Origin of the sequence: Enterovibrio paralichthyis (assembly GCF_019209835.1) — a bacterium.
Taxonomy (GTDB): domain Bacteria; phylum Pseudomonadota; class Gammaproteobacteria; order Enterobacterales; family Vibrionaceae; genus Enterovibrio; species Enterovibrio paralichthyis.
The window spans coordinates 39,949-57,561 of the sequence record NZ_JAHUTS010000029.1 but is presented as its reverse complement, the minus strand read 5'-3'; the positions used below and the strand labels follow the sequence as shown (position 1 = coordinate 57,561).

At 50.3% G+C, this 17,613-nt stretch carries 15 protein-coding genes; 7 read left to right on the top strand and 8 right to left on the bottom strand.

Annotated elements, in window-relative coordinates; all coding sequences use genetic code 11:
- Window positions 1–169: 169 nt before the first annotated feature.
- The 3 genes from KU854_RS21815 to KU854_RS21805 form a co-directional block, all read right to left on the bottom strand.
- A complete protein-coding gene (locus tag KU854_RS21815; RefSeq protein WP_218360432.1) occupies window positions 170–3,292 on the bottom strand; it encodes an efflux RND transporter permease subunit in 3,123 nt (1,040 codons plus the stop codon).
- Between the two features lie 10 nt (window positions 3,293–3,302).
- On the bottom strand, window positions 3,303–4,406 hold the full coding sequence (locus KU854_RS21810) for an efflux RND transporter periplasmic adaptor subunit (protein ID WP_218360431.1): 1,104 nt from the start codon (window positions 4,404–4,406) through the stop codon (window positions 3,303–3,305).
- 363 nt (window positions 4,407–4,769) lie between these two features.
- Window positions 4,770–5,756: an ABC transporter substrate-binding protein gene (locus KU854_RS21805; protein WP_218360430.1), complete on the bottom strand. Its 987-nt coding sequence runs from the start codon at window positions 5,754–5,756 to the stop codon at window positions 4,770–4,772.
- Window positions 5,757–6,007: 251 nt separating this feature from the next.
- Between KU854_RS21805 and KU854_RS21800 the strand changes: the two genes are divergently transcribed.
- From KU854_RS21800 to KU854_RS21780, 5 genes are all read left to right on the top strand, one after another.
- Window positions 6,008–7,120, top strand: a complete 1,113-nt coding sequence (locus KU854_RS21800) for an ABC transporter ATP-binding protein (RefSeq protein WP_218360429.1) — start codon at window positions 6,008–6,010, stop codon at window positions 7,118–7,120.
- 168 nt (window positions 7,121–7,288) lie between these two features.
- A complete protein-coding gene (locus KU854_RS21795) occupies window positions 7,289–8,371 on the top strand; it encodes an ABC transporter substrate-binding protein (protein WP_218360428.1) in 1,083 nt (360 codons plus the stop codon).
- A gap of 84 nt (window positions 8,372–8,455) precedes the next feature.
- The gene (locus KU854_RS21790) at window positions 8,456–9,712 is read left to right on the top strand and encodes an ABC transporter permease (protein WP_218360427.1); all 1,257 of its coding nucleotides are present in this window, start codon (window positions 8,456–8,458) and stop codon (window positions 9,710–9,712) included.
- 9 nt (window positions 9,713–9,721) lie between these two features.
- Window positions 9,722–10,570, top strand: a complete 849-nt coding sequence (locus KU854_RS21785) for an ABC transporter permease (protein ID WP_218360426.1) — start codon at window positions 9,722–9,724, stop codon at window positions 10,568–10,570.
- Between the two features lie 186 nt (window positions 10,571–10,756).
- Window positions 10,757–11,302 (top strand): SRPBCC family protein, encoded by a 546-nt coding sequence (locus KU854_RS21780; protein WP_218360425.1) that lies wholly within the window; start codon window positions 10,757–10,759, stop codon window positions 11,300–11,302.
- An 82-nt stretch (window positions 11,303–11,384) separates the two neighbouring features.
- On the opposite strand, the gene KU854_RS21775 is transcribed toward KU854_RS21780, so the two are convergent.
- A complete protein-coding gene (locus KU854_RS21775) occupies window positions 11,385–11,738 on the bottom strand; it encodes a DUF6404 family protein (protein WP_054780087.1) in 354 nt (117 codons plus the stop codon).
- Window positions 11,739–11,992: 254 nt separating this feature from the next.
- Between KU854_RS21775 and KU854_RS21770 the strand changes: the two genes are divergently transcribed.
- On the top strand, window positions 11,993–12,892 hold the full coding sequence (locus KU854_RS21770; protein WP_218360424.1) for an AraC family transcriptional regulator: 900 nt from the start codon (window positions 11,993–11,995) through the stop codon (window positions 12,890–12,892).
- A gap of 296 nt (window positions 12,893–13,188) precedes the next feature.
- On the opposite strand, the gene KU854_RS21765 is transcribed toward KU854_RS21770, so the two are convergent.
- Complete coding sequence (locus KU854_RS21765; protein WP_218360423.1) at window positions 13,189–13,425, bottom strand: hypothetical protein; 237 nt, start codon at window positions 13,423–13,425, stop codon at window positions 13,189–13,191.
- A gap of 148 nt (window positions 13,426–13,573) precedes the next feature.
- Between KU854_RS21765 and KU854_RS21760 the strand changes: the two genes are divergently transcribed.
- The gene (locus KU854_RS21760) at window positions 13,574–14,041 is read left to right on the top strand and encodes an Hsp20 family protein (RefSeq protein WP_218360434.1); all 468 of its coding nucleotides are present in this window, start codon (window positions 13,574–13,576) and stop codon (window positions 14,039–14,041) included.
- Window positions 14,042–14,119: 78 nt separating this feature from the next.
- On the opposite strand, the gene KU854_RS21755 is transcribed toward KU854_RS21760, so the two are convergent.
- The 3 genes from KU854_RS21755 to KU854_RS21745 form a co-directional block, all read right to left on the bottom strand.
- The gene (locus KU854_RS21755) at window positions 14,120–14,593 is read right to left on the bottom strand and encodes a GNAT family N-acetyltransferase (RefSeq protein WP_218360422.1); all 474 of its coding nucleotides are present in this window, start codon (window positions 14,591–14,593) and stop codon (window positions 14,120–14,122) included.
- 550 nt (window positions 14,594–15,143) lie between these two features.
- Entirely contained in the window at window positions 15,144–16,175 is a 1,032-nt protein-coding gene (gbdR, locus tag KU854_RS21750) for a choline metabolism transcriptional regulator GbdR (RefSeq protein ID WP_218360421.1), read from the bottom strand.
- 256 nt (window positions 16,176–16,431) lie between these two features.
- A complete protein-coding gene (locus tag KU854_RS21745) occupies window positions 16,432–17,361 on the bottom strand; it encodes a pseudouridine-5'-phosphate glycosidase (RefSeq protein ID WP_218360420.1) in 930 nt (309 codons plus the stop codon).
- Window positions 17,362–17,613: the final 252 nt, after the last annotated feature.

Sequence of the window (17,613 nt, the reverse complement as noted above, 5' to 3'; positions counted from 1 at the left end):
GGAGGCGATACATCATGTGTTGCCCATTAAGCGAGAAGATCGAATATACCCGAGAGCCGTGAAGCCTAAGGCAAAGAAATACCCCAATAAAAAGAAAGCCAGTCAGCTTAACTGACTGGCATTAGGGACGTCCCTGCCTTTTGTCTTTCATTCGCCTTTCTTTTACCGACTAACTTGCCGGTTGTGGCGGCTCGTCAGTGAGTGGTTTCACCGCTTCCGGTTCGCCATCGTCGCCTTCCATGCCTTCATGGTAACGGTGACCACCTGAGATATAGGTGTAGAGTACCGGCAACACGAACAGGGTGAACAGGGTACCTACGCCAAGACCAGCAACGATAACCAGACCGATGTTGTAGCGTGACGCTGCACCGGCGCCGGTCGCAAACAGCAGCGGGATGAGGCCTGCGATCATCGCGGAGGTAGTCATCAGGATGGGGCGCAGACGCACGGTTGCTGCTTCCACAATCGCATCCACTTTCGACACACCTTTGAACACCTGCTCTTCTTTGGCCACCTCACACATCAAAATGCCGTGCTTGGTGATTAGCCCAACCAAGGTGATCAGCCCGACCTGCGAGTATATGTTGAGCGAGGTTTCACCGGAGACATGCGTCCAGCCGAGCGAAATTAACGCACCACTTATCGCGAGAGGCACAGTGAACATAATAACCAGTGGGTCACGCACACTTTCAAACTGGCTGGCAAGAACCAGGAAGATAATCGCCAAAGCCAGTGCGAAGGTCAGGTAAAGCGAGCTGCCTTCTTCCACAAACTGGCGCGCTTCACCCATAAAGGCGTAGGTGTAGCCCTGTGGCAGATCGGTTTTCGCCAGCTGTTCGAAAAAGGCGATGGCATCGCCCATGGCGACATTCGGTGCCGGCACTGCTTCCACTGAAATCGAGTTCATCTGGTTGTAGTGCGGCAGTGACTTCGCCTGTCCGTTCACCTCATAACTGACCAAACTGGATAGCGGAACAGCAGCGCCATTTTGCGCAGTGACATAGAACTGGCTGATAAGGTGTGGATTGGCGCGGTAAACGCGGTCAACCTGCGGAATAACCTCATACGAGCGTCCATCAATGTTCACGCGGTTGATATAGCCGCCGCTCATCATGGTGCCGAGTGTCGAGCCAATGGCCTGCATGGTGACACCATAGGCACCTGCAGCCTCACGGTTAATCTTCAACTGCACCAGACCGGAGTCGTACTTGAGGTTTACGTCGGTATATACAAACAGTGGGCTGGTTTTGGCTTTCTCCAGTATCTTGTTGCCGACGTTGTAGAGGGTTTCAAAATCCGCCGGGCTGGTAATAACGAACTGGATGGGCAGGCCACCGGATGCGCCGGGCAAAGAAGGCATCTGGTATGCCGTTGCATTGATGCCCGGCAGTTGTTTCGCTGCTTTGTTGACGTTGGCAGACACTTCTTTTTGGCTCAGCGCCCGCTCACTCCAGGGAATGAGTGGCCCAATGGCTATGCCCTGACTGCTGGTAGGAACGCCAATCATTGCCAGCGAAGCCTCTGCTTGTGGTTGCTTGGAAATGATCTCTGAAATCAGTTCCATGTTGGCCTGAATGTAATCGTTGTTGGAGGTGGAAGGCGTACTGCCAATAACCACGACCACACCCTGATCTTCATCCGGCGCAAGCTGGGAAGGAATAAAGCTGAAGATAACCGGAAGCGACGCCAGCACAATCAGGGCAAATGCCACCACGGTTTTCTTGTGGTTGAGTACCGCAAGAAGGGCATGGTGATAGCGCTTGGTCAACCCACCCAATACATGTTCAACCGTCGCCTCAAATTTGGATGGGGTGGTATGTGGCTTGAGCATTTTCGAACACATCATGGGTGAGAGCGTCAGTGCGATAAACCCTGAGATAAACACTGAGCCGGCCAACGTGAGCGCGAACTCTTTAAACAGGGAGCCGGTCACGCCACCCATCAGGGCAATTGGGGCGTAAACCGCCGCCAGCGTGATGGTCATGGAGATCACCGGCACGGCAATCTCCCTTGTGGCTTCAATTGTCGCCTTAAAGGGTTTCGTGCCCATCTTGATATGGCGGTCTACGTTTTCCACCACCACGATGGCATCGTCCACCACCAGACCGATTGCCAGCACCATTGCCAGCAGCGTCATCAGGTTGAGGGTAAAGCCAAACGCCTGCATGACCGCCATGACGCCAATCAGTGACAGGGGAATGGTGACAATCGGGATCACGACAGCGCGGAACGAGCCGAGGAAAAGTAGGATAACCACGATAACGATGATCGCGGCTTCAGCAATGGTTTTGACCACTTCGTCAATGGAGTCGGTGATTGCCAGGGTGGAGTCGTATAGCACGTCTGCATCAATGGTATTGGGCAGGTTGTTTTTGACCGACACAAACTTGTCGCGGATACCTTCCGCCACTGTCAGTGGGTTAGCGGTCGGTGTGGCGTTGATACCGATGATGACGGCTTCACGCCCGTTTGCGAGTGCACGGGTATTGTCGCTGCTTTTACTCATGTTGACTTCAGCGACATCGCGAAGTTGCACGACCTGACCTTTGTAGCTTTTGATCACCAGGTTTTTCAGCCCTTCGACTGTGTCTACCTGGCTATCAATGGTGCTGTTCAATACCGTGAAATAGCTGTTGAACTGGCCTACCGCCGACTGATAGTTGTTTTGCTGCAAAACGCCGACAAGATCAGAGGTAGAAAGGTCGTATTGCCCCAGCTTTTCCGGATCCGGCCAGATACGCAGCGCAAACGGTGCCCCCCCCATCATCTGGATATTGGATACCCCATTTACCGTCGACAGTTGCGGATTGACGACCCGTTCCAGATAGTCCGCTATCTGGCTGGAGTTCAGCTCCCCACTGAAAAACGAAATGTACATGATGGAGGTAGTCGAACCGGTAGAGGAGGTGACAGAGGGGTTGTACGCCTCTTTTGGCAACTGGTTGGAAACCGAGTTTATCTGCGACAACACGTTCGCCAGCGCTTCTTCCGGGTTGGTGTTGAGTAGCATGTTAAGGGTGATTTTTGAGGTACCCAACTGGCTGGCTGATGTCATGAAATCGAGGTTATCCACCTGCGAAAGTGCCTGCTCAAGTGGCTGGGTAATAAAACCTTCCACCAACTCGGCATCCGCGCCGGGATAGGGCGTTGATACCGTGATAACGGTGTTGGTCATTTCAGGATACTGGCGCACCTGCAAATCTTTCATCGCATTCAGGCCAAGCAACAAAAGCAGGACACTGAGCGAAGCCGCCATCACCGGGCGGTGAATAAATATATCTGTAAATTTCATACCCGGCTCCTTACAGCTGCGGCAGTTTGTCTGGCAAGGAGATAGGGTTCGGCACAACGTTTACTTTGGAGTTGTTGCTCAGGTTAAGGATGCCGGTGGTGATCACTTCGTCGTCAAACTTCAATTTGCCGTTGACCAGAGCATTGGCACCATCACGCTGTACGACGTCGACGGTAACCTGACGCACCCTTGTTTCATTGTCTTTCTTCTCCAGCACAAAGACGGAGTTGCCGTAGAGCGCGAAAACAATGGAGGTTTGCGGTACGACAAACTGGTCGTCCAGATTACTGAGGGCGACTGACACTTCAGAGAACATACCGCCGCGCAGCGATTTGTCTTCATTTGGCAGTTCTGCCTGCACGTTTACCAAGCCGGTCTGCGCATTGATAACCGGTTCGATGGCGTTGATTTTTCCGTTATAAACACGGCCAGGATAGGCTTCCACGGTAAGGGTAATCGGCTGGCCGATGCTGATGGCACCCAATTGTGACTGGGGGATACTGAAGCGCACGCGCATGACTGACAGATCTTCAAGGCGGACAATGTCTGTACCGGCTGAAACATACTGGCCGAGGTTGACGTTGCGAATACCCAGAAGGCCGTCAAACGGTGCTTTGATCTCACGCTGGGCAATGGTGGCTTGCAAGCTTTCAATGTTGGCCTGTAAAGACTCGTACTTAGACTGGGCTGACTCAACACTTTGTTGCGAAACCGAACGTTCTTCATAGAGTTTACGCAGGCGGTTGTAATCGTCGCGCACGGATGGCAGTTGCACCTGTTCGGCTTTGAGTTGGGCTTGCTGCACGGAAGAATCGAGGCTCACCAAAATGGTGCCATCGGTAACGGTTTGGCCGTTTTCGAAGTTGATAGCAGTGACAATACCTGCCACTTCATTGGAAACGCTTACGCCTTGATGGGGTTCAATAAAACCAATGGCCCTGATACTTTGCGGCCAAACGGTTGGGGTGAGTTTCTCTACCGTGACGGGATAAACCGGTTCCGGCAAGTTGGCGAGTGCGGTATCGATTTTTTTGTTTACGAAAAGGTTAAACCCAATCACTGTGCCAAAAGCGAGCACAGCAATCACGATCATCCCTAAGACCCATCTATTCATATGCGATTCTCCATGCGCTTGTTTTCTAAGGTACCGCCGTGGCGGGTCTGGTGATTCTTGAAACTGAAAGGGCTTCGTGTGCTATCTAGACAACACAAAAAGCATAACCAATCGCCCATAGTCTGCTTAAAAAGAGAAGGGCAGGGCGAAAGATGGAGGGGCTTAAACATGCAACCAACTTTAACTTCAGGTATCTGCGTGAAAGTATATGCATGTGAAATCTATGCAGTGTTTCTTTGTTGGGACAATCAATAACTTGCGGTTAATTTTAGAGCGGATGGAGAGCTGGACAGGTGTAAATGCTTCGTGGGCGAATAAAAAAGGAAGGGCATGCCTTCCTTCTTCTCTGGTGCGCTTGTCGGGTCAAAGCGCTGATTTTATTTTCTCAGCCACTTCTTCCGGTACCCATGTTGTCCAGACCTGAGGGTAGGATTGCAAAAATTCAAAGGCGGCGATTTCGCCATCAGCCTGATTCTCTTCCATCCACGCCATCATGGCGCTCATGTCAGCATTGGAGTAGCTGCGGTTTTGGATGTAGGCATACGCTTCAGGTGATTGCTCAGCAAACTTCTCCGTCGTGATAGTGTTTACGGCAGAAGGTGGGTAGGCCGTTACTTTCGGTGTCAGGCAGTCCGCCTGCGTGATGCAGCTTTCATAATGCTCGGGGTCGGCAGGAACACCAAAGTCTACTTTTACCATTTCATAGCGACCTAAAACCGGTGTGGGTGACCAGTAGTAACCAAACCAGGGTTGCTCGCGGTCGTATGCGCGGGCAATTGACCCAGCCAGAGCAGCACCTGAGCCCGGGTCAACCTGTTCAAAACCGGCTTCTTCTAACCCGAGCGCATCAAACAAATGACCAGCGGTGATTTGGCATGTCCAACCGGCAGGGCAGCTCATAAATGCGGCTTTGCTGTCATCTTCCGGGTGGGGAAAGAGCTTGGCGTTGGCTTTGATACCTTCGATAGTGGCAAGATCGGGGTTTTTATCCACCATGTATTTAGGCACCCAGAAACCCTCTTCACCACCCTCCGTAAAGGCTTTACCGGCAAAGCGAAGTTTTTTCTCGTCCACGCCTTTTTGCAGCATCTCTTTGTGGGAGTTACTCCAGAACTCCGGCGCGATATCAGGCTCGCCCTTTTCCGTCATTGATACGCCGGTCGGCATGGTGTCCCCGGGCACCAGTTCGGCGTTACATCCATAGCCATTTTGCAGAATAAACTGGTCTACATGCGCCATCAGGGTCGCGGAATTCCAGTTCATGTCAGCGATGGTGACATCGCCACACTCTTGCGCGGAAACAAAAGGTGATACAGCCAGAAAAGCCAGGGGTAAGTAGCGCGTTTGCATCTGCAATGTCTCCTTCAATAACGGATGCGGGTTGTCACTGTCCACGATAGCAAACATGTTCTAGGGGTAAACCGCCCACATCTGATAATCGTGAGAACGATGGCATTTCACCACTTTTGGGCGAAATGAAATTTTGCACGTTTGTCCATACCTGCATTGATCGGTATCCCACTCAAGGGGATGCGTTTTGGCTGATGTTAAAAATGTGTTATACGCTCTAACTGTTTAGTGGTGTAAGGAATGCCTGATATATGCAAAGCAGCGGTAGCAAGGAAGCAACGGGAATGCCATTCGTAAAATTCGACAATGTGCAGAAAAGCTATGATGGCAGAACCTTGGTCGTCAAAGGATTTGAAATGGATATCGACCAAGGGGAGTTTATCACCCTGCTTGGGCCTTCTGGTTCCGGCAAGTCTACTGTCTTGATGATGATGGCCGGTTTTGAGCAGCCGACCCATGGCGAAATCTACCTTAACGGTAACCCCATCAAAAAGCTGCCACCCCACAAACGGGGTATCGGTTTGGTATTCCAGAATTACGCCTTATTCCCTCATATGACGGTGGCGGAAAACCTCGCCTTTCCGCTGCAAGTCCGCAAAATGTCCAAGTCGGAAATCGAAAAGAAAGTAAAGCGTGCGTTGGACATGGTGCGCTTGTCTGAATTCGGTCACCGACGTCCTGCACACCTCTCCGGTGGCCAGCAGCAACGTGTGGCTGTTGCCCGCGCGCTGGTTTTTGAGCCTGGACTGGTTTTAATGGATGAACCGCTCGGTGCATTGGATAAAAACCTGCGTGAAGAGATGCAATACGAGATCAAACACATTCAGGAAGATCTCGGTGTCACCATGATTTACGTGACCCACGACCAGTCTGAAGCACTCACCATGTCTGATCGCATTGCGGTATTCAATGATGGCGTTGTGCAGCAGTTGGCGACGCCGGAAGAGCTTTATGAGCGTCCGGTTAACGCGTTTGTTGCGCAGTTTATTTGTGAAAACAACCGCTTGCGGGGTGATGTTATCGCAGTGGATGAACACGCCTGCCGCGTCCAGATCCCCAATGGCGACATCATTACCGCCAAGCCGGTTGCTGTTGGCAAAGAAGGGGAACGCTCCACTTTGTCCCTTCGCCCAGAACGCATTGTTATCAACCCTGAACAGGGTGGCCTTCCCAATATTTTTGATGCCCGGGTTGAAGAGGTGATTTATCTCGGCGACCACCTCCGTACCCGTGTGTCGGTTTGTGAAAGTGATGAATTCATTATCAAAACACCTAATGCCGAAGGACATCCCAACCTTCAACGTGGTGACACGATTCGCATCGGTTGGTCTGAAGAAGACTGCCGTGCGTTAGACGCATCCTGACAACAAAACACAACGCATTGCAGCGCTGTCGCTCTGAAAAGTGGCAGTGCATGTGAGATTGGGTAAGTGAAGGAACGCGGTTTTTCTGCTGCCGCTTAACGGTGTAGAACTCGATTCCTCTCATGCTCAGACGTGAAGAAACAGACGAAAGACTTGAGGAGAAACACGATGAAAAAACTGGCGTTACAGGTAGCAATCCTGAGCGGATTAACCGGCATCGCGACATCTGCAGCCGCAGAGGACTCGCTCAATGTCGTTTCTTGGGGCGGTGCCTACACGGCGAGTCAGACCAAGGCATACCATGAACCGTGGACAGAAAAAACCGGCGTGAAAGTGGTCAATATCGACAAGTCCCAGAATGGTTTGTCTGGCCTGCGTGCCCAGGTGGAATCAGGCAATGTGACCTGGGATCTGGTTGATATTCTGCCTTCCGACGCCATCGTGGCCTGTGATGAAGGTTTGGCGGAGCCACTGGACCATGATGCCCTGCTGGCACCGGCACCGGATGGCACCCCAGCAACCAAAGATTTCCTTGCGGGTTCTCTCAGCGAGTGCTTTGTTCCTTCCATCGTGTACTCCAACATTGTGGCGTACAACAAAGAGATGTTCGATAAGGCACCCACCAAAATTCAGGATGTTTTTGACCTGAAGAACTTCCCGGGCAAGCGTTCATTGCAGAAAAAACCCATCAATAATCTGGAATGGGCACTGATCGCCGATGGTGTGCCTGCGTCGGAAGTTTACAACGTGCTTGGCACGGAAGAAGGTGTGCAGCGTGCGTTCAAAAAACTCGATACCATCAAAGACTCTGTCATTTGGTGGGAAGAAGGTGCGCAGCCGCCACAATTGCTGGCGGATAAAGAGGTGGCTTTTGCCTCTGCGTACAACGGCCGAATTTTCAATGCTGCCGTAAACGAAGACCAACCTTTCGATATCATTTGGGATGGTCAGGTGTTTGAGCTTGATGGTTGGGTTGTGCCAAAAGGCAAAATGGCGAAAGTGAAAGACTACCTGCGCTTTGCTACTGACCCACAGCGTCTTGCTGATCAGGCCAAGTATATCTCTTACGGCCCTGCGCGTAACTCTTCGGCTGGTATGGTAACAACCCATGCTGATACCGGTATCGATATGAAGCCACACATGCCGACCTATGGGCCTAACTTCGCCACTGCGATCCCGAAAGACGATGAGTTCTGGGCGGATAACGGTGACGAGCTGGCACAACGTTTCAATGCGTGGTTGGCACAGTAAATTGACACCGATGGCGGGCTGTGCCTTCGGCGCATCCCGCCAAGCAATTCAAGCAAAGCTTAAGACGTAGAGTAGGAGAGTTTGGTGCAAGGAAGTCCGGCTAACGAAATCAAAACCGCAGATGGCGTTTCGCTGCGGGTCAGTCAGCAGCGCTCAATCCGTCGCAATAAAATCAAAGCATTCCTTCTGGTTGCGCCGTTGTTGATCTTCTTGTTGGTCGCGTTTGTCCTGCCAATTGTCGACATGCTGCAGCGCAGCGTTGAAAACCCGGAAGTCTCCACGTATTTGCCCAATACCAAATCCGCACTGGAAAGCTGGAATGGGGAAGGGCTGCCGGATGAAGAAGTCTACGCGGCTTTGGTGGTTGATTTGCGCACAGGCGCAGAGGCGCGAAACATCGGTAAGGTTGCTTCCCGGTTGAACTATGCCAAATCGGGTATGCGCTCACTGATCATGAAATCAGCGCGCAAATCAAAACGCATCACAGAAGCTCCGTTTAAAGAACAGATGGCAAAAGTCGACAAGCGTTGGATGGATCCCAGTGTCTGGGCGTTGATCCAGCGTGAATCGTCACCATACACCTTGTCGTATTACCTGAATGCCGTCGATTTGAAATATGATGCAGACGGTAGCATTGTTGCCCAGCCCGAATACCTGCAAATCTACAACTCACTGTTCTGGCGAACCGTTTACATGAGCGTATCCATTACGTTCCTGTGTTTGCTCCTCGGTTATCCGGTCGCCTATCTGCTAGCGAACCTGCCTGCCAAGCAAGCCAACCTGTTAATGATCCTCGTCTTGCTGCCTTTCTGGACTTCGCTTCTTGTGCGCACAGCAACCTGGATTGCGATACTGCAGCAACAGGGGGTGCTTAACGACATGATGGTCGGGGTGGGCATGTTGGATGACGACAACCGCATCCAGATGATTTACAACCAGACAGGAACCCTGGTGGCGATGACCCATATTCTGCTACCGTTTATGATCCTGCCGCTTTATTCGGTAATGAAAACCATATCCCCAAGCTATGTCCGTGCCGCCCGCTCGATGGGTGCGACGCAGTTTATGGCATTCACCCGGGTTTACTTCCCGCAAACCCTGCCGGGCATTGGCGCAGGGTCGATTCTGGTGTTTATCCTTTCCATTGGTTACTACATCACCCCTGCTTTGGTGGGTGGGCAAACCGGTACATTCATTACCAACTTTATCGCTTATCACATGCAAACCTCACTGAACTGGGGGCTTGCTGCTGCCATTGCCTCGATCCTGCTGATTGTCGTGATCTTGCTGTACTGGCTTTACAACCGCCTGATTGGCGTCGACAACGTGAAACTGGGCTAGGGAGGCACAATGGCATTACCTGAATGTGCAACGACGGGAGAAAAAGTCTGGTACGTGGCTTTCCGGGTCATCTGTGCGGCGATATTCCTGTTTCTTATCGGGCCGCTACTGGTGATTATTCCGCTGAGTTTTAACGCTGAGCCCTACTTTACTTTCACACCTGAAATGTTGAGTTTTGACCCAGAGGGATTTTCCCTTCGATGGTATGACGATTTCTTTACCTCAGACGCCTGGCAAAAAGCGGTGAAAAACAGTGTGATTGTGGCAATTGCCTCCACCATTTTGGCAACCGTGCTGGGAACGGTGGCTGCACTGGGTCTTTCCAGCCGTTACATGCCGTATAAAGACGTGGTGATGGCAATCCTCATTTCACCCATGATTGTGCCTTTGATCATCTCTGCGGCAGCGATGTTCTTTTTCTTTTCGCGGTTTCAGCTCACCCAGACCTACATCGGGGTGATTCTGGCTCATACTGCGTTGGGGATTCCGTTTGTCGTGATCACGGTGACCGCCACATTGAGCGGTTTTGACCATTCACTGACTCGGGCGTCAGCCAGCCTGGGTGCCAATCCAGTGCAAACTTTTTTCAAGGTCGTCTTGCCACTGGTAACGCCGGGCGTAATTTCCGGTGCCCTGTTTGCGTTTATCACTTCATTCGATGAAGTGGTGGTAGTGCTGTTTATCGCCGGCCCAGAGCAAACGACGTTGCCAATACAAATGTGGTCTGGGATACGTGAAGAGATCAGCCCCACCATACTTGCTGCGGCAACCTTGCTGGTGGTGCTTTCGATTGCCCTACTTACAACCCTTGAATACCTGCGTCGGCGCAGCGCAAAAATGCGCGGTCTCGAAGACTGATCCCACACCTTTGCTGTGCAGTACAGCAAAGGTGTTTTTACTCTCCTTTTGTCATTGTTGTTTCCCATGTTTCTGTCATCTGTCACCCCGTCATCTCAGCTAGTTTCATAGGGCTGTTTGAAATGGATGGCTGGCCTCCAATGCATGCGCTTGCCGATTGATGTTCGAAAAGAAAGGATGACAACAATGAAAAGCTTACTTCGTTCAGGTGCCGTGATTGGCGCGATGTTACTGTCTATCCCGGCTTTGGCGCTGGACGGTTTGGAAGAGCTGTCCGTGACAGAGAAGGTCAATATTGCTGCACCGGCAGAACAGGTGTGGAAACGTGTGATCGGGTTTGATGGGACAGATGCCTGGATCCCGGGGATCACCAAAAATGAACGGGTGTCGGGCGAAGCCAACCAACCGGGCGCGGTGAGGAAACTGTATGTTGATGAGGCGTCGGTGACAGAAGAGCTGACCAGCATTGATCAGGAGAAGATGACCCTGCAATACCGCATTACCAAAGAAAACGTCGACCTGCTGCCTGTTACCCACTACAGCTCAACCATTTCTGTGGTGGCAAACGGCGCGAATGACAGTGAAGTCACCTGGAGCGGCAATTTTTATCGTGGCTTTCCGGAAAGTAATCCACCGGAATACCTGACTGATGAAGCGGCAGTGAAAGGCGTGACAGGTCTGTATCAGGCTGGTTTGAACCATCTGAAAGAAGAAATGGAAGCGAAGCAGTAGTTAAAACGAGTTTTACGATATAGCTGGTCTGTCACCCGCATTTCCCCCGAAGTATACGCAGGTAACAGACCAGACTGAACCGTCAGCCCAAAAAGGAGTGCCACGATGGCAGATTTTTGCGCTTGGCTGAAAGTTTGTACCAGCTCGCCATCATCAAACCGAAGAACAGGCCGGTAATGGATGATGCATTGAAGGCGTAAAGGAGCGAAACACCAAGGCTCTGCCACTGCATGAACCACATAATGACACCCCACAATGTGCCAAACCACACTGTTCCCAAGAGTACGTTAGTGCTGAATCCACAGAACTGTGGTGGTGGGACTTTCAGCCCCGCTTTGCGAGCGATGCGGTAAATAATTGGGCTGATGGAGCCCGCCAGAAAGCCTTTTTCCAGCAGGAGTTGGTGGGCGCGATCTAGTTGTTGCTCAAAACTCATTGCTATCTACTGTCTTTAACAAAAATCGACCCCACTATAACCCAAGCCTTTGTGCGCCAAAGCAAATTCATCGGGTTTGGTGAGCCTTGTCTCGTCTGTCGCCACGAATGGCCTGGCAACATGGCAGTGTTGGCGAAGAGTTGAACAGAGGGCGCCGCAGGGTAGGGGATAAGTCCCAAGTTTTCTGTATAGGAATTGCACAGCGATCGCGATGGGCTAGGCTATGTGAGGTCTGAATTAATGTGTCGTTTGCTATGAAAGTTGATTATCACCAGCGCTTGTTACCGGTTATCCGCTATCTGGAAAAGCACTACAACGAGCCACTGAACCTGCCAGAGGTCGCGGCACTGGCGAATCTTTCGCCCTATCATTTCCATCGCACCTTTAAAGCAGTGCAAGGGGAAACACTGGCGGATTTTATCCGGCGTTTGCGCTTGCAGGCTGCGGCTGATGAACTGTTCAAATCCAAACAGCCAGTGCTGAATATTGCGCTGGATTTTGGGTTTTCCTCTTCCCAGAGCTTGGCAAAGGCGTTTCAACAGCATTTTGGTGTCACCCCGACAGCTTTCCGGGATTGCTCAAACTATCAGGAATTTTCTGAATTGACCCGAAAAAGCAAGATTGGACACACGCTGCGCAAGATTGGAAACGAAGCGGGGGAGTCAGAACCATATACTGGCTTTGACAGTTCAACATGGAGCAGAACAATGGAAACGCAACGCTTTGAACCCACTAAACTCGCGTATATTCGTGTGACAGGGCCTTATGGCGTCGGCTACGAAGAACCGGCAGGCAAACTTTATCAATGGGCAGGCATGAAGGGGTTGGCAGGTAACACCTGCATTTTTATTTATCACGACAATCCAGAAATTACGCCGAACGAAAAGTGCCGTACTGATATTTGCCTGATGGTACCTGAAAACACCGAAGTACCTGCGGGGATTGAGTTACAGGACTTCCCTGGTGGTGAATATGCGGTGATGCGCCAGCAAATCACCGACTTTAGCCAATATCCTAAGGCGTGGGATGATTTAATGGGCAAGGTAATTGAAATGGGGATTGAGTCTGATGACAGACCTTGTTTCGAGCTTTATCACAGCTTTGACCCGCAAACCCATCATGCGGATGTGAGTTTCTGTACCGCCATCAAATGATCACCACGTTCCACGGCAAAGAAACCCGCTGTTCAAGCGGGTTTTTCTTTTCTCACTACCCCAAATACCACTCAACTTGTCGCGTCAAATACCGTCGATTTGCACTGTAAATTTCAGGGAGACAAGGTTTCTCAATTGAAGTGAGAGTAATTATCATTTAGATTTAAGGCAAGAGGCGCTGGCAAAACCCACGGAAATGGATGAAGAGATGAAAAAAGTACAGGTCGAGATCAGCGAAGAGACACTATGCCGCCTGTTTATGAAAGGACAGCTTTGTGCCGCAGAACTCAATTGCCTCAACCTCGATTCCAAGCATACGGTTCAAAATCTGTGTCTGGAGTCATGCCTTTACCGTTTCGGGAATAAGGCGGAAAAAACAGTCCATGACGATAAAGTTTCATCAAAGATAAATATAAAAGTAGCTTCACCTTGAAATGGCGAAAGTCATCCCCATAAGATCCTTTTACATTTAATTGTAAATAAATTGTTTCTTCTGTTTTAAGGTGGGAAATAATTCTTTTTCCATCAGTCATTTATAAAGAACTTTAAATTTTTTTTGTTTATCCCCTTGAAAGTCACTTTGCTGAACACCAAATATAGTGGGGTAAGGGTTGTGTCGATATTCGAGCAATCTGATCACAATGTTTATTTAATGAATATCGCTTCTTTGGAGGATATATGATGAAAACTATCGATTTGACACCACTGTACCGTAACAGCATCGGTTTTGACCGCTTCGCGTCATTGCTGGATAACGCGTTTCGTGCAGAGAGTGCCGCTGCGGGTTACCCTCCGTACAATATCGAGTCTCTCGAAGACAACAAATACGCCATTACCCTTGCGGTAGCAGGCTTCACCCAGGAAGAGCTCAACATCAATGTTGAACGTGGTGTACTGACTATCCGTGGTGAGAAGGCAAAAGCAGAAGATCGCAACTACCTGTACCAAGGCATTGCGAACCGTACTTTTGAGCGTAAGTTTAACCTGGCGGATTATATTGAAGTCACGGGTGCAGATCTTGAAAATGGTCTGCTGACTATTAAACTGTTGAAAGTGATTCCAGAAGCGATGAAACCTCGTTCAATTGCGATTAACGGTGGAACTTCATCATCTGCTTCTATTGAGCACAAAGAAGAAGTTGTTGCTTAATTAATTTAATATTTGTTGTGTTGCGTTAAACGAAGGGCTGATTATTCAGCCCTTTGTTATATACCCAAACAACCTGAATCATGCATCTTCAGGTTGTTTGGGTATATTTAATTCCATTTTTATATGTTGCACTCCCGTTGTTTGGGAGGGGTATATTTCCCCTTCAGGAGTAAAGCCGCACTTTTTATAGAGCGGCATTGCATCTACTCTCGCGTTTAGCACGATCTTTGTTGCGCCCAACACTCTCGCTTCCTCCACTAATCCACCCACAATGGCAGACCCAAGTCCTCGCCGCTGGTGCTTCGGACACACAACCATTTGGGATATCTGTGTTGTATTGTTCCCAATCTCGCTCAACCTTCCATAGGCTACCAGGGTGTTTTGGCAGATCGCCGCCAAGTGTGAACTGTGCAGTTCTTGCGCATCGAACAGGATTTGTTTTGATAATCCATGCTCGGCAAAAAATAACTGATACCGCAGAGACAGTGCTTGTTGATAGAAAGGGGAGTTTGTATCTATCCAGTTTAGTGAGTACGGGGAGGAAAGAATCATAGGAGGTTTCCCACAGTTTGGTCGCTTTTGCGCTGTATGGCTGACGAAGGTTCACTAAAACCACGCTCATAGCGCAAACGTTTGCCATGCACGTGGAATTGGGCAGTCTATATGTCATTGAGATGACAAAGAAAAGTCTGCGGTAATTCCTTGGCTTAGATCACATGAGTTACACACAGCCTTAAAAGATGCCTCCCCTTCAATATATTACGCGCCACAAAGAAAGTTACCCACAGAAACGGTGGATAACCCTCTGGGTAACATTGGATTAATACAAATGACATCTTGTAAAACGGCTTTTTGGTTAAAAAATACACGCACTTGGCTGTATAGGCTGGGACAGTCACCGCTTTGTTTCCGGCGAAAATAAGCAGCCCTGATGCGGACTTACTTTATGCGCCATGCTTCCTATTGGGTCATTGGGGGTGTCCAACTCTTCGGCAGGGACAGGTTCAAATGAGAGGGTTGGTTGAAAATTGAACAGCAAATGAAAGATACGGGGGAAAGGCGTTTGCCCGATAAGCATCGGGCAAACAAGAGGCTGGATCTGTTAGATGGCAATTTGACCGCTATCGAGGATCGCTGGAATTTCATTAATCTCAGCTGGCTGGGAAGGACGAAGACCAAGACGCTCTTCCCGGGGCGGAATGCCAAAGTAGTCCCTGTAGCATTTCGAGAAGTGCGGCGTAGAGACAAAACCACAGGCAATGGATATTTCAATGATTGAAAGTGTGGTTTGGATTAACAACTGTCTTGCCCGGCTCAGGCGCAGATGGAGATAGTACCGCGAGGGTGAGCACTGGATATGGCGCTGGAACAGCCGCTCCAGTTGGCGGCGCGACAACTGCACCAGGCCTGCCAGTTCATCGATGCAGAAGGGCTCTTCCAGGTTTGCTTCCATCAAGGCAACTGTTTCAAGCAGTTTAGGCTGCGCATTGCCAATCAGGTTACGCAACGGGATCTTCTGAACATCTTCACTGTTCCTGACCCTCTCACACATAAACATTTCAGAAATGGCTGCGCTCAGTTTATTGCCGTGCTCTTTTGCAACCACTGTAAGCATCAGATCCATCGGTGCTGTCCCGCCTGCACTGGTAAGCCGTTTCTCATCAATTGAGAACAGCTTGTTGCTGACACGGACGTAAGGAAAGGCTTCCTGGAAGCCCGCCAGGTTTTCCCAGTGAATAGAGCAGGCTTTGTTTTGCATTACACCGGCTTTTGCCAATGCATAACTGCCGGTGCAAATGGCGCCCAGCGTGCAATGTTTTTTGTCCATCTTACCCAGCCAACTGAGCAGCTTTTGTGAACAGTGTTTTTCGATATCAATACCACCGCACACGATCACCGCATCCAGCGGCAACTGGGTGGGAATGGCTTCATCCACGCTGATGGTTAATGAATCACTGGCAGATACGGCGGTACCTTCGTCGCTCAGGGTATACCAGCGGTACAGGGTTTCGCCTGAAAGTTGGTTCGCCATACGCAGAACTTCGACAGCCGATGCCATGGAAAGCATGGTGAAGCTGTCACAGAGGTAAAAACCGATGTGGTAGGGTTTGCGAATTGAGGATACTGAGCCCATGTCTGGTTCCCCTTTGTTGGATGATATCCTGAGCTTCCTTGTTCGGAATCGTTACAACTCGTAGAGATTTTTATGCGACACGAATGTGGCCTCTCTTTTCTGCGTAGGATAGTGTTAACAAAAAGTAAAATTTCGGACGGTGTATTTTTATCTGCTGGGACAGAATTGCTCTCAATTAAGACAAAAACGCCCGCCAACCTTACCAAACTGACGGCTGGGCGTTTTTCTATTGCGTGGGAAATGTTTAGAGGTGTAACTAGCGCCTGCGCTGTAATTGGGCGTAAGCGACGGCAATTTTTGCCGCCAGCGCAGCATTGTTCAGGATCAGTGCAATGTTGGCTTTCAGGCTATTGCCTTCTGTCATCTCTGCCACTTTCGCCAGCAAAAACGGGGTAGATGCTTTCCCGGTGATCCCTTCTTTCTCCATTTCTTTCAACGCGGATCGGATGACATATTCAATATCACCGGCGGGCAGTGAATAACTGCCAGGAATTGGGTTGGCAATCACAGCGCCGCCTTCCAAGGCCATTTTCCATTTTGCATCAAGGGCGGTGGCGATTTGTTCTGGCGTATCCAGTTTGTAGTCAACCCCAAACGCACTCTCACGGCTGTAAAAGGCAGGAAGTGTTGATGTCTGGTACCCCACCACCGGCACTCCTTGGGTTTCAAGGTATTCGAGTGTCAGCCCCAAATCCAGGATCGACTTTATGCCTGCGCAAACCACCGCGACTTTGGTATGTGCCAACTCCTGTAGATCTGCGGAAATATCGAAACTGGTTTCAGCGCCCCGGTGAACGCCACCGATACCGCCCGTTGCGAAAATACGGATACCCGCCATGTTGGCGAGGATCATGGTTGATGCCACTGTCGTCGCACCATCGCCTTGGGTTGCAACAATAAAAGGAATGTCACGGCGACTGGTCTTTACTGCCGATTGCCCCTGTTGACCCAGATACGCGATTTCTTCCCGGCTAAGCCCCACTTTCAATCGCCCTTTCAAAATGGCAATAGTGGCAGGTACCGCACCGTTTTCACGCACAGCCTGTTCGACACGAAGGGCGGTTTGTACGTTCTCCGGGTAGGGCATGCCATGGGAAATGATGGTGGACTCCAGCGCAACGACTGGTCGCCCTTCATTGAGTGCGGTTTGGACATCGGGGTGAATGTCGAGATAGGGGTTCAGCATGGGGAGACCTATTTTGTTGGAAAAGCGGCGCTTTCGCCCGGTGGATACCATTCAGTTTGATGCTGGTAAGGAAAGAGTCAATTTTCACCGTGTAACAATCGGCCAAAACTGTGAACGCTTCGCGGAAAACTGGTTGAAAGCTAAGCAGAAATTTTTGGCTTGGTGTTTCAGTAAAGGTCGCAAAACAGGCCAGAGAGGTCTCATATCGTGAACAGGAAGGGGGGAGTTAGCCACTACACTAGAAAGACATGT

What these genes read in the sequence shown, in the direction of transcription:
- KU854_RS21780 (WP_218360425.1), top strand. Translation starts at nt 10,757, where the DNA reads ATGAAAAGCTTACTTCGTTCAGGTGCCGTGATTGGCGCGATGTTACTG.
- KU854_RS21800 (WP_218360429.1), top strand. Translation starts at nt 6,008, where the DNA reads ATGCAAAGCAGCGGTAGCAAGGAAGCAACGGGAATGCCATTCGTAAAA.
- KU854_RS21745 (WP_218360420.1), bottom strand. Translation starts at nt 17,361, where the DNA reads ATGCTGAACCCCTATCTCGACATTCACCCCGATGTCCAAACCGCACTC.
- KU854_RS21805 (WP_218360430.1), bottom strand. Translation starts at nt 5,756, where the DNA reads ATGCAAACGCGCTACTTACCCCTGGCTTTTCTGGCTGTATCACCTTTT.
- KU854_RS21770 (WP_218360424.1), top strand. Translation starts at nt 11,993, where the DNA reads ATGAAAGTTGATTATCACCAGCGCTTGTTACCGGTTATCCGCTATCTG.
- KU854_RS21755 (WP_218360422.1), bottom strand. Translation starts at nt 14,593, where the DNA reads ATGATTCTTTCCTCCCCGTACTCACTAAACTGGATAGATACAAACTCC.
- KU854_RS21785 (WP_218360426.1), top strand. Translation starts at nt 9,722, where the DNA reads ATGGCATTACCTGAATGTGCAACGACGGGAGAAAAAGTCTGGTACGTG.
- KU854_RS21765 (WP_218360423.1), bottom strand. Translation starts at nt 13,425, where the DNA reads ATGACTGATGGAAAAAGAATTATTTCCCACCTTAAAACAGAAGAAACA.
- KU854_RS21760 (WP_218360434.1), top strand. Translation starts at nt 13,574, where the DNA reads ATGAAAACTATCGATTTGACACCACTGTACCGTAACAGCATCGGTTTT.
- KU854_RS21775 (WP_054780087.1), bottom strand. Translation starts at nt 11,738, where the DNA reads ATGAGTTTTGAGCAACAACTAGATCGCGCCCACCAACTCCTGCTGGAA.
- KU854_RS21815 (WP_218360432.1), bottom strand. Translation starts at nt 3,292, where the DNA reads ATGAAATTTACAGATATATTTATTCACCGCCCGGTGATGGCGGCTTCG.
- gbdR (WP_218360421.1), bottom strand. Translation starts at nt 16,175, where the DNA reads ATGGGCTCAGTATCCTCAATTCGCAAACCCTACCACATCGGTTTTTAC.
- KU854_RS21795 (WP_218360428.1), top strand. Translation starts at nt 7,289, where the DNA reads ATGAAAAAACTGGCGTTACAGGTAGCAATCCTGAGCGGATTAACCGGC.
- KU854_RS21810 (WP_218360431.1), bottom strand. Translation starts at nt 4,406, where the DNA reads ATGAATAGATGGGTCTTAGGGATGATCGTGATTGCTGTGCTCGCTTTT.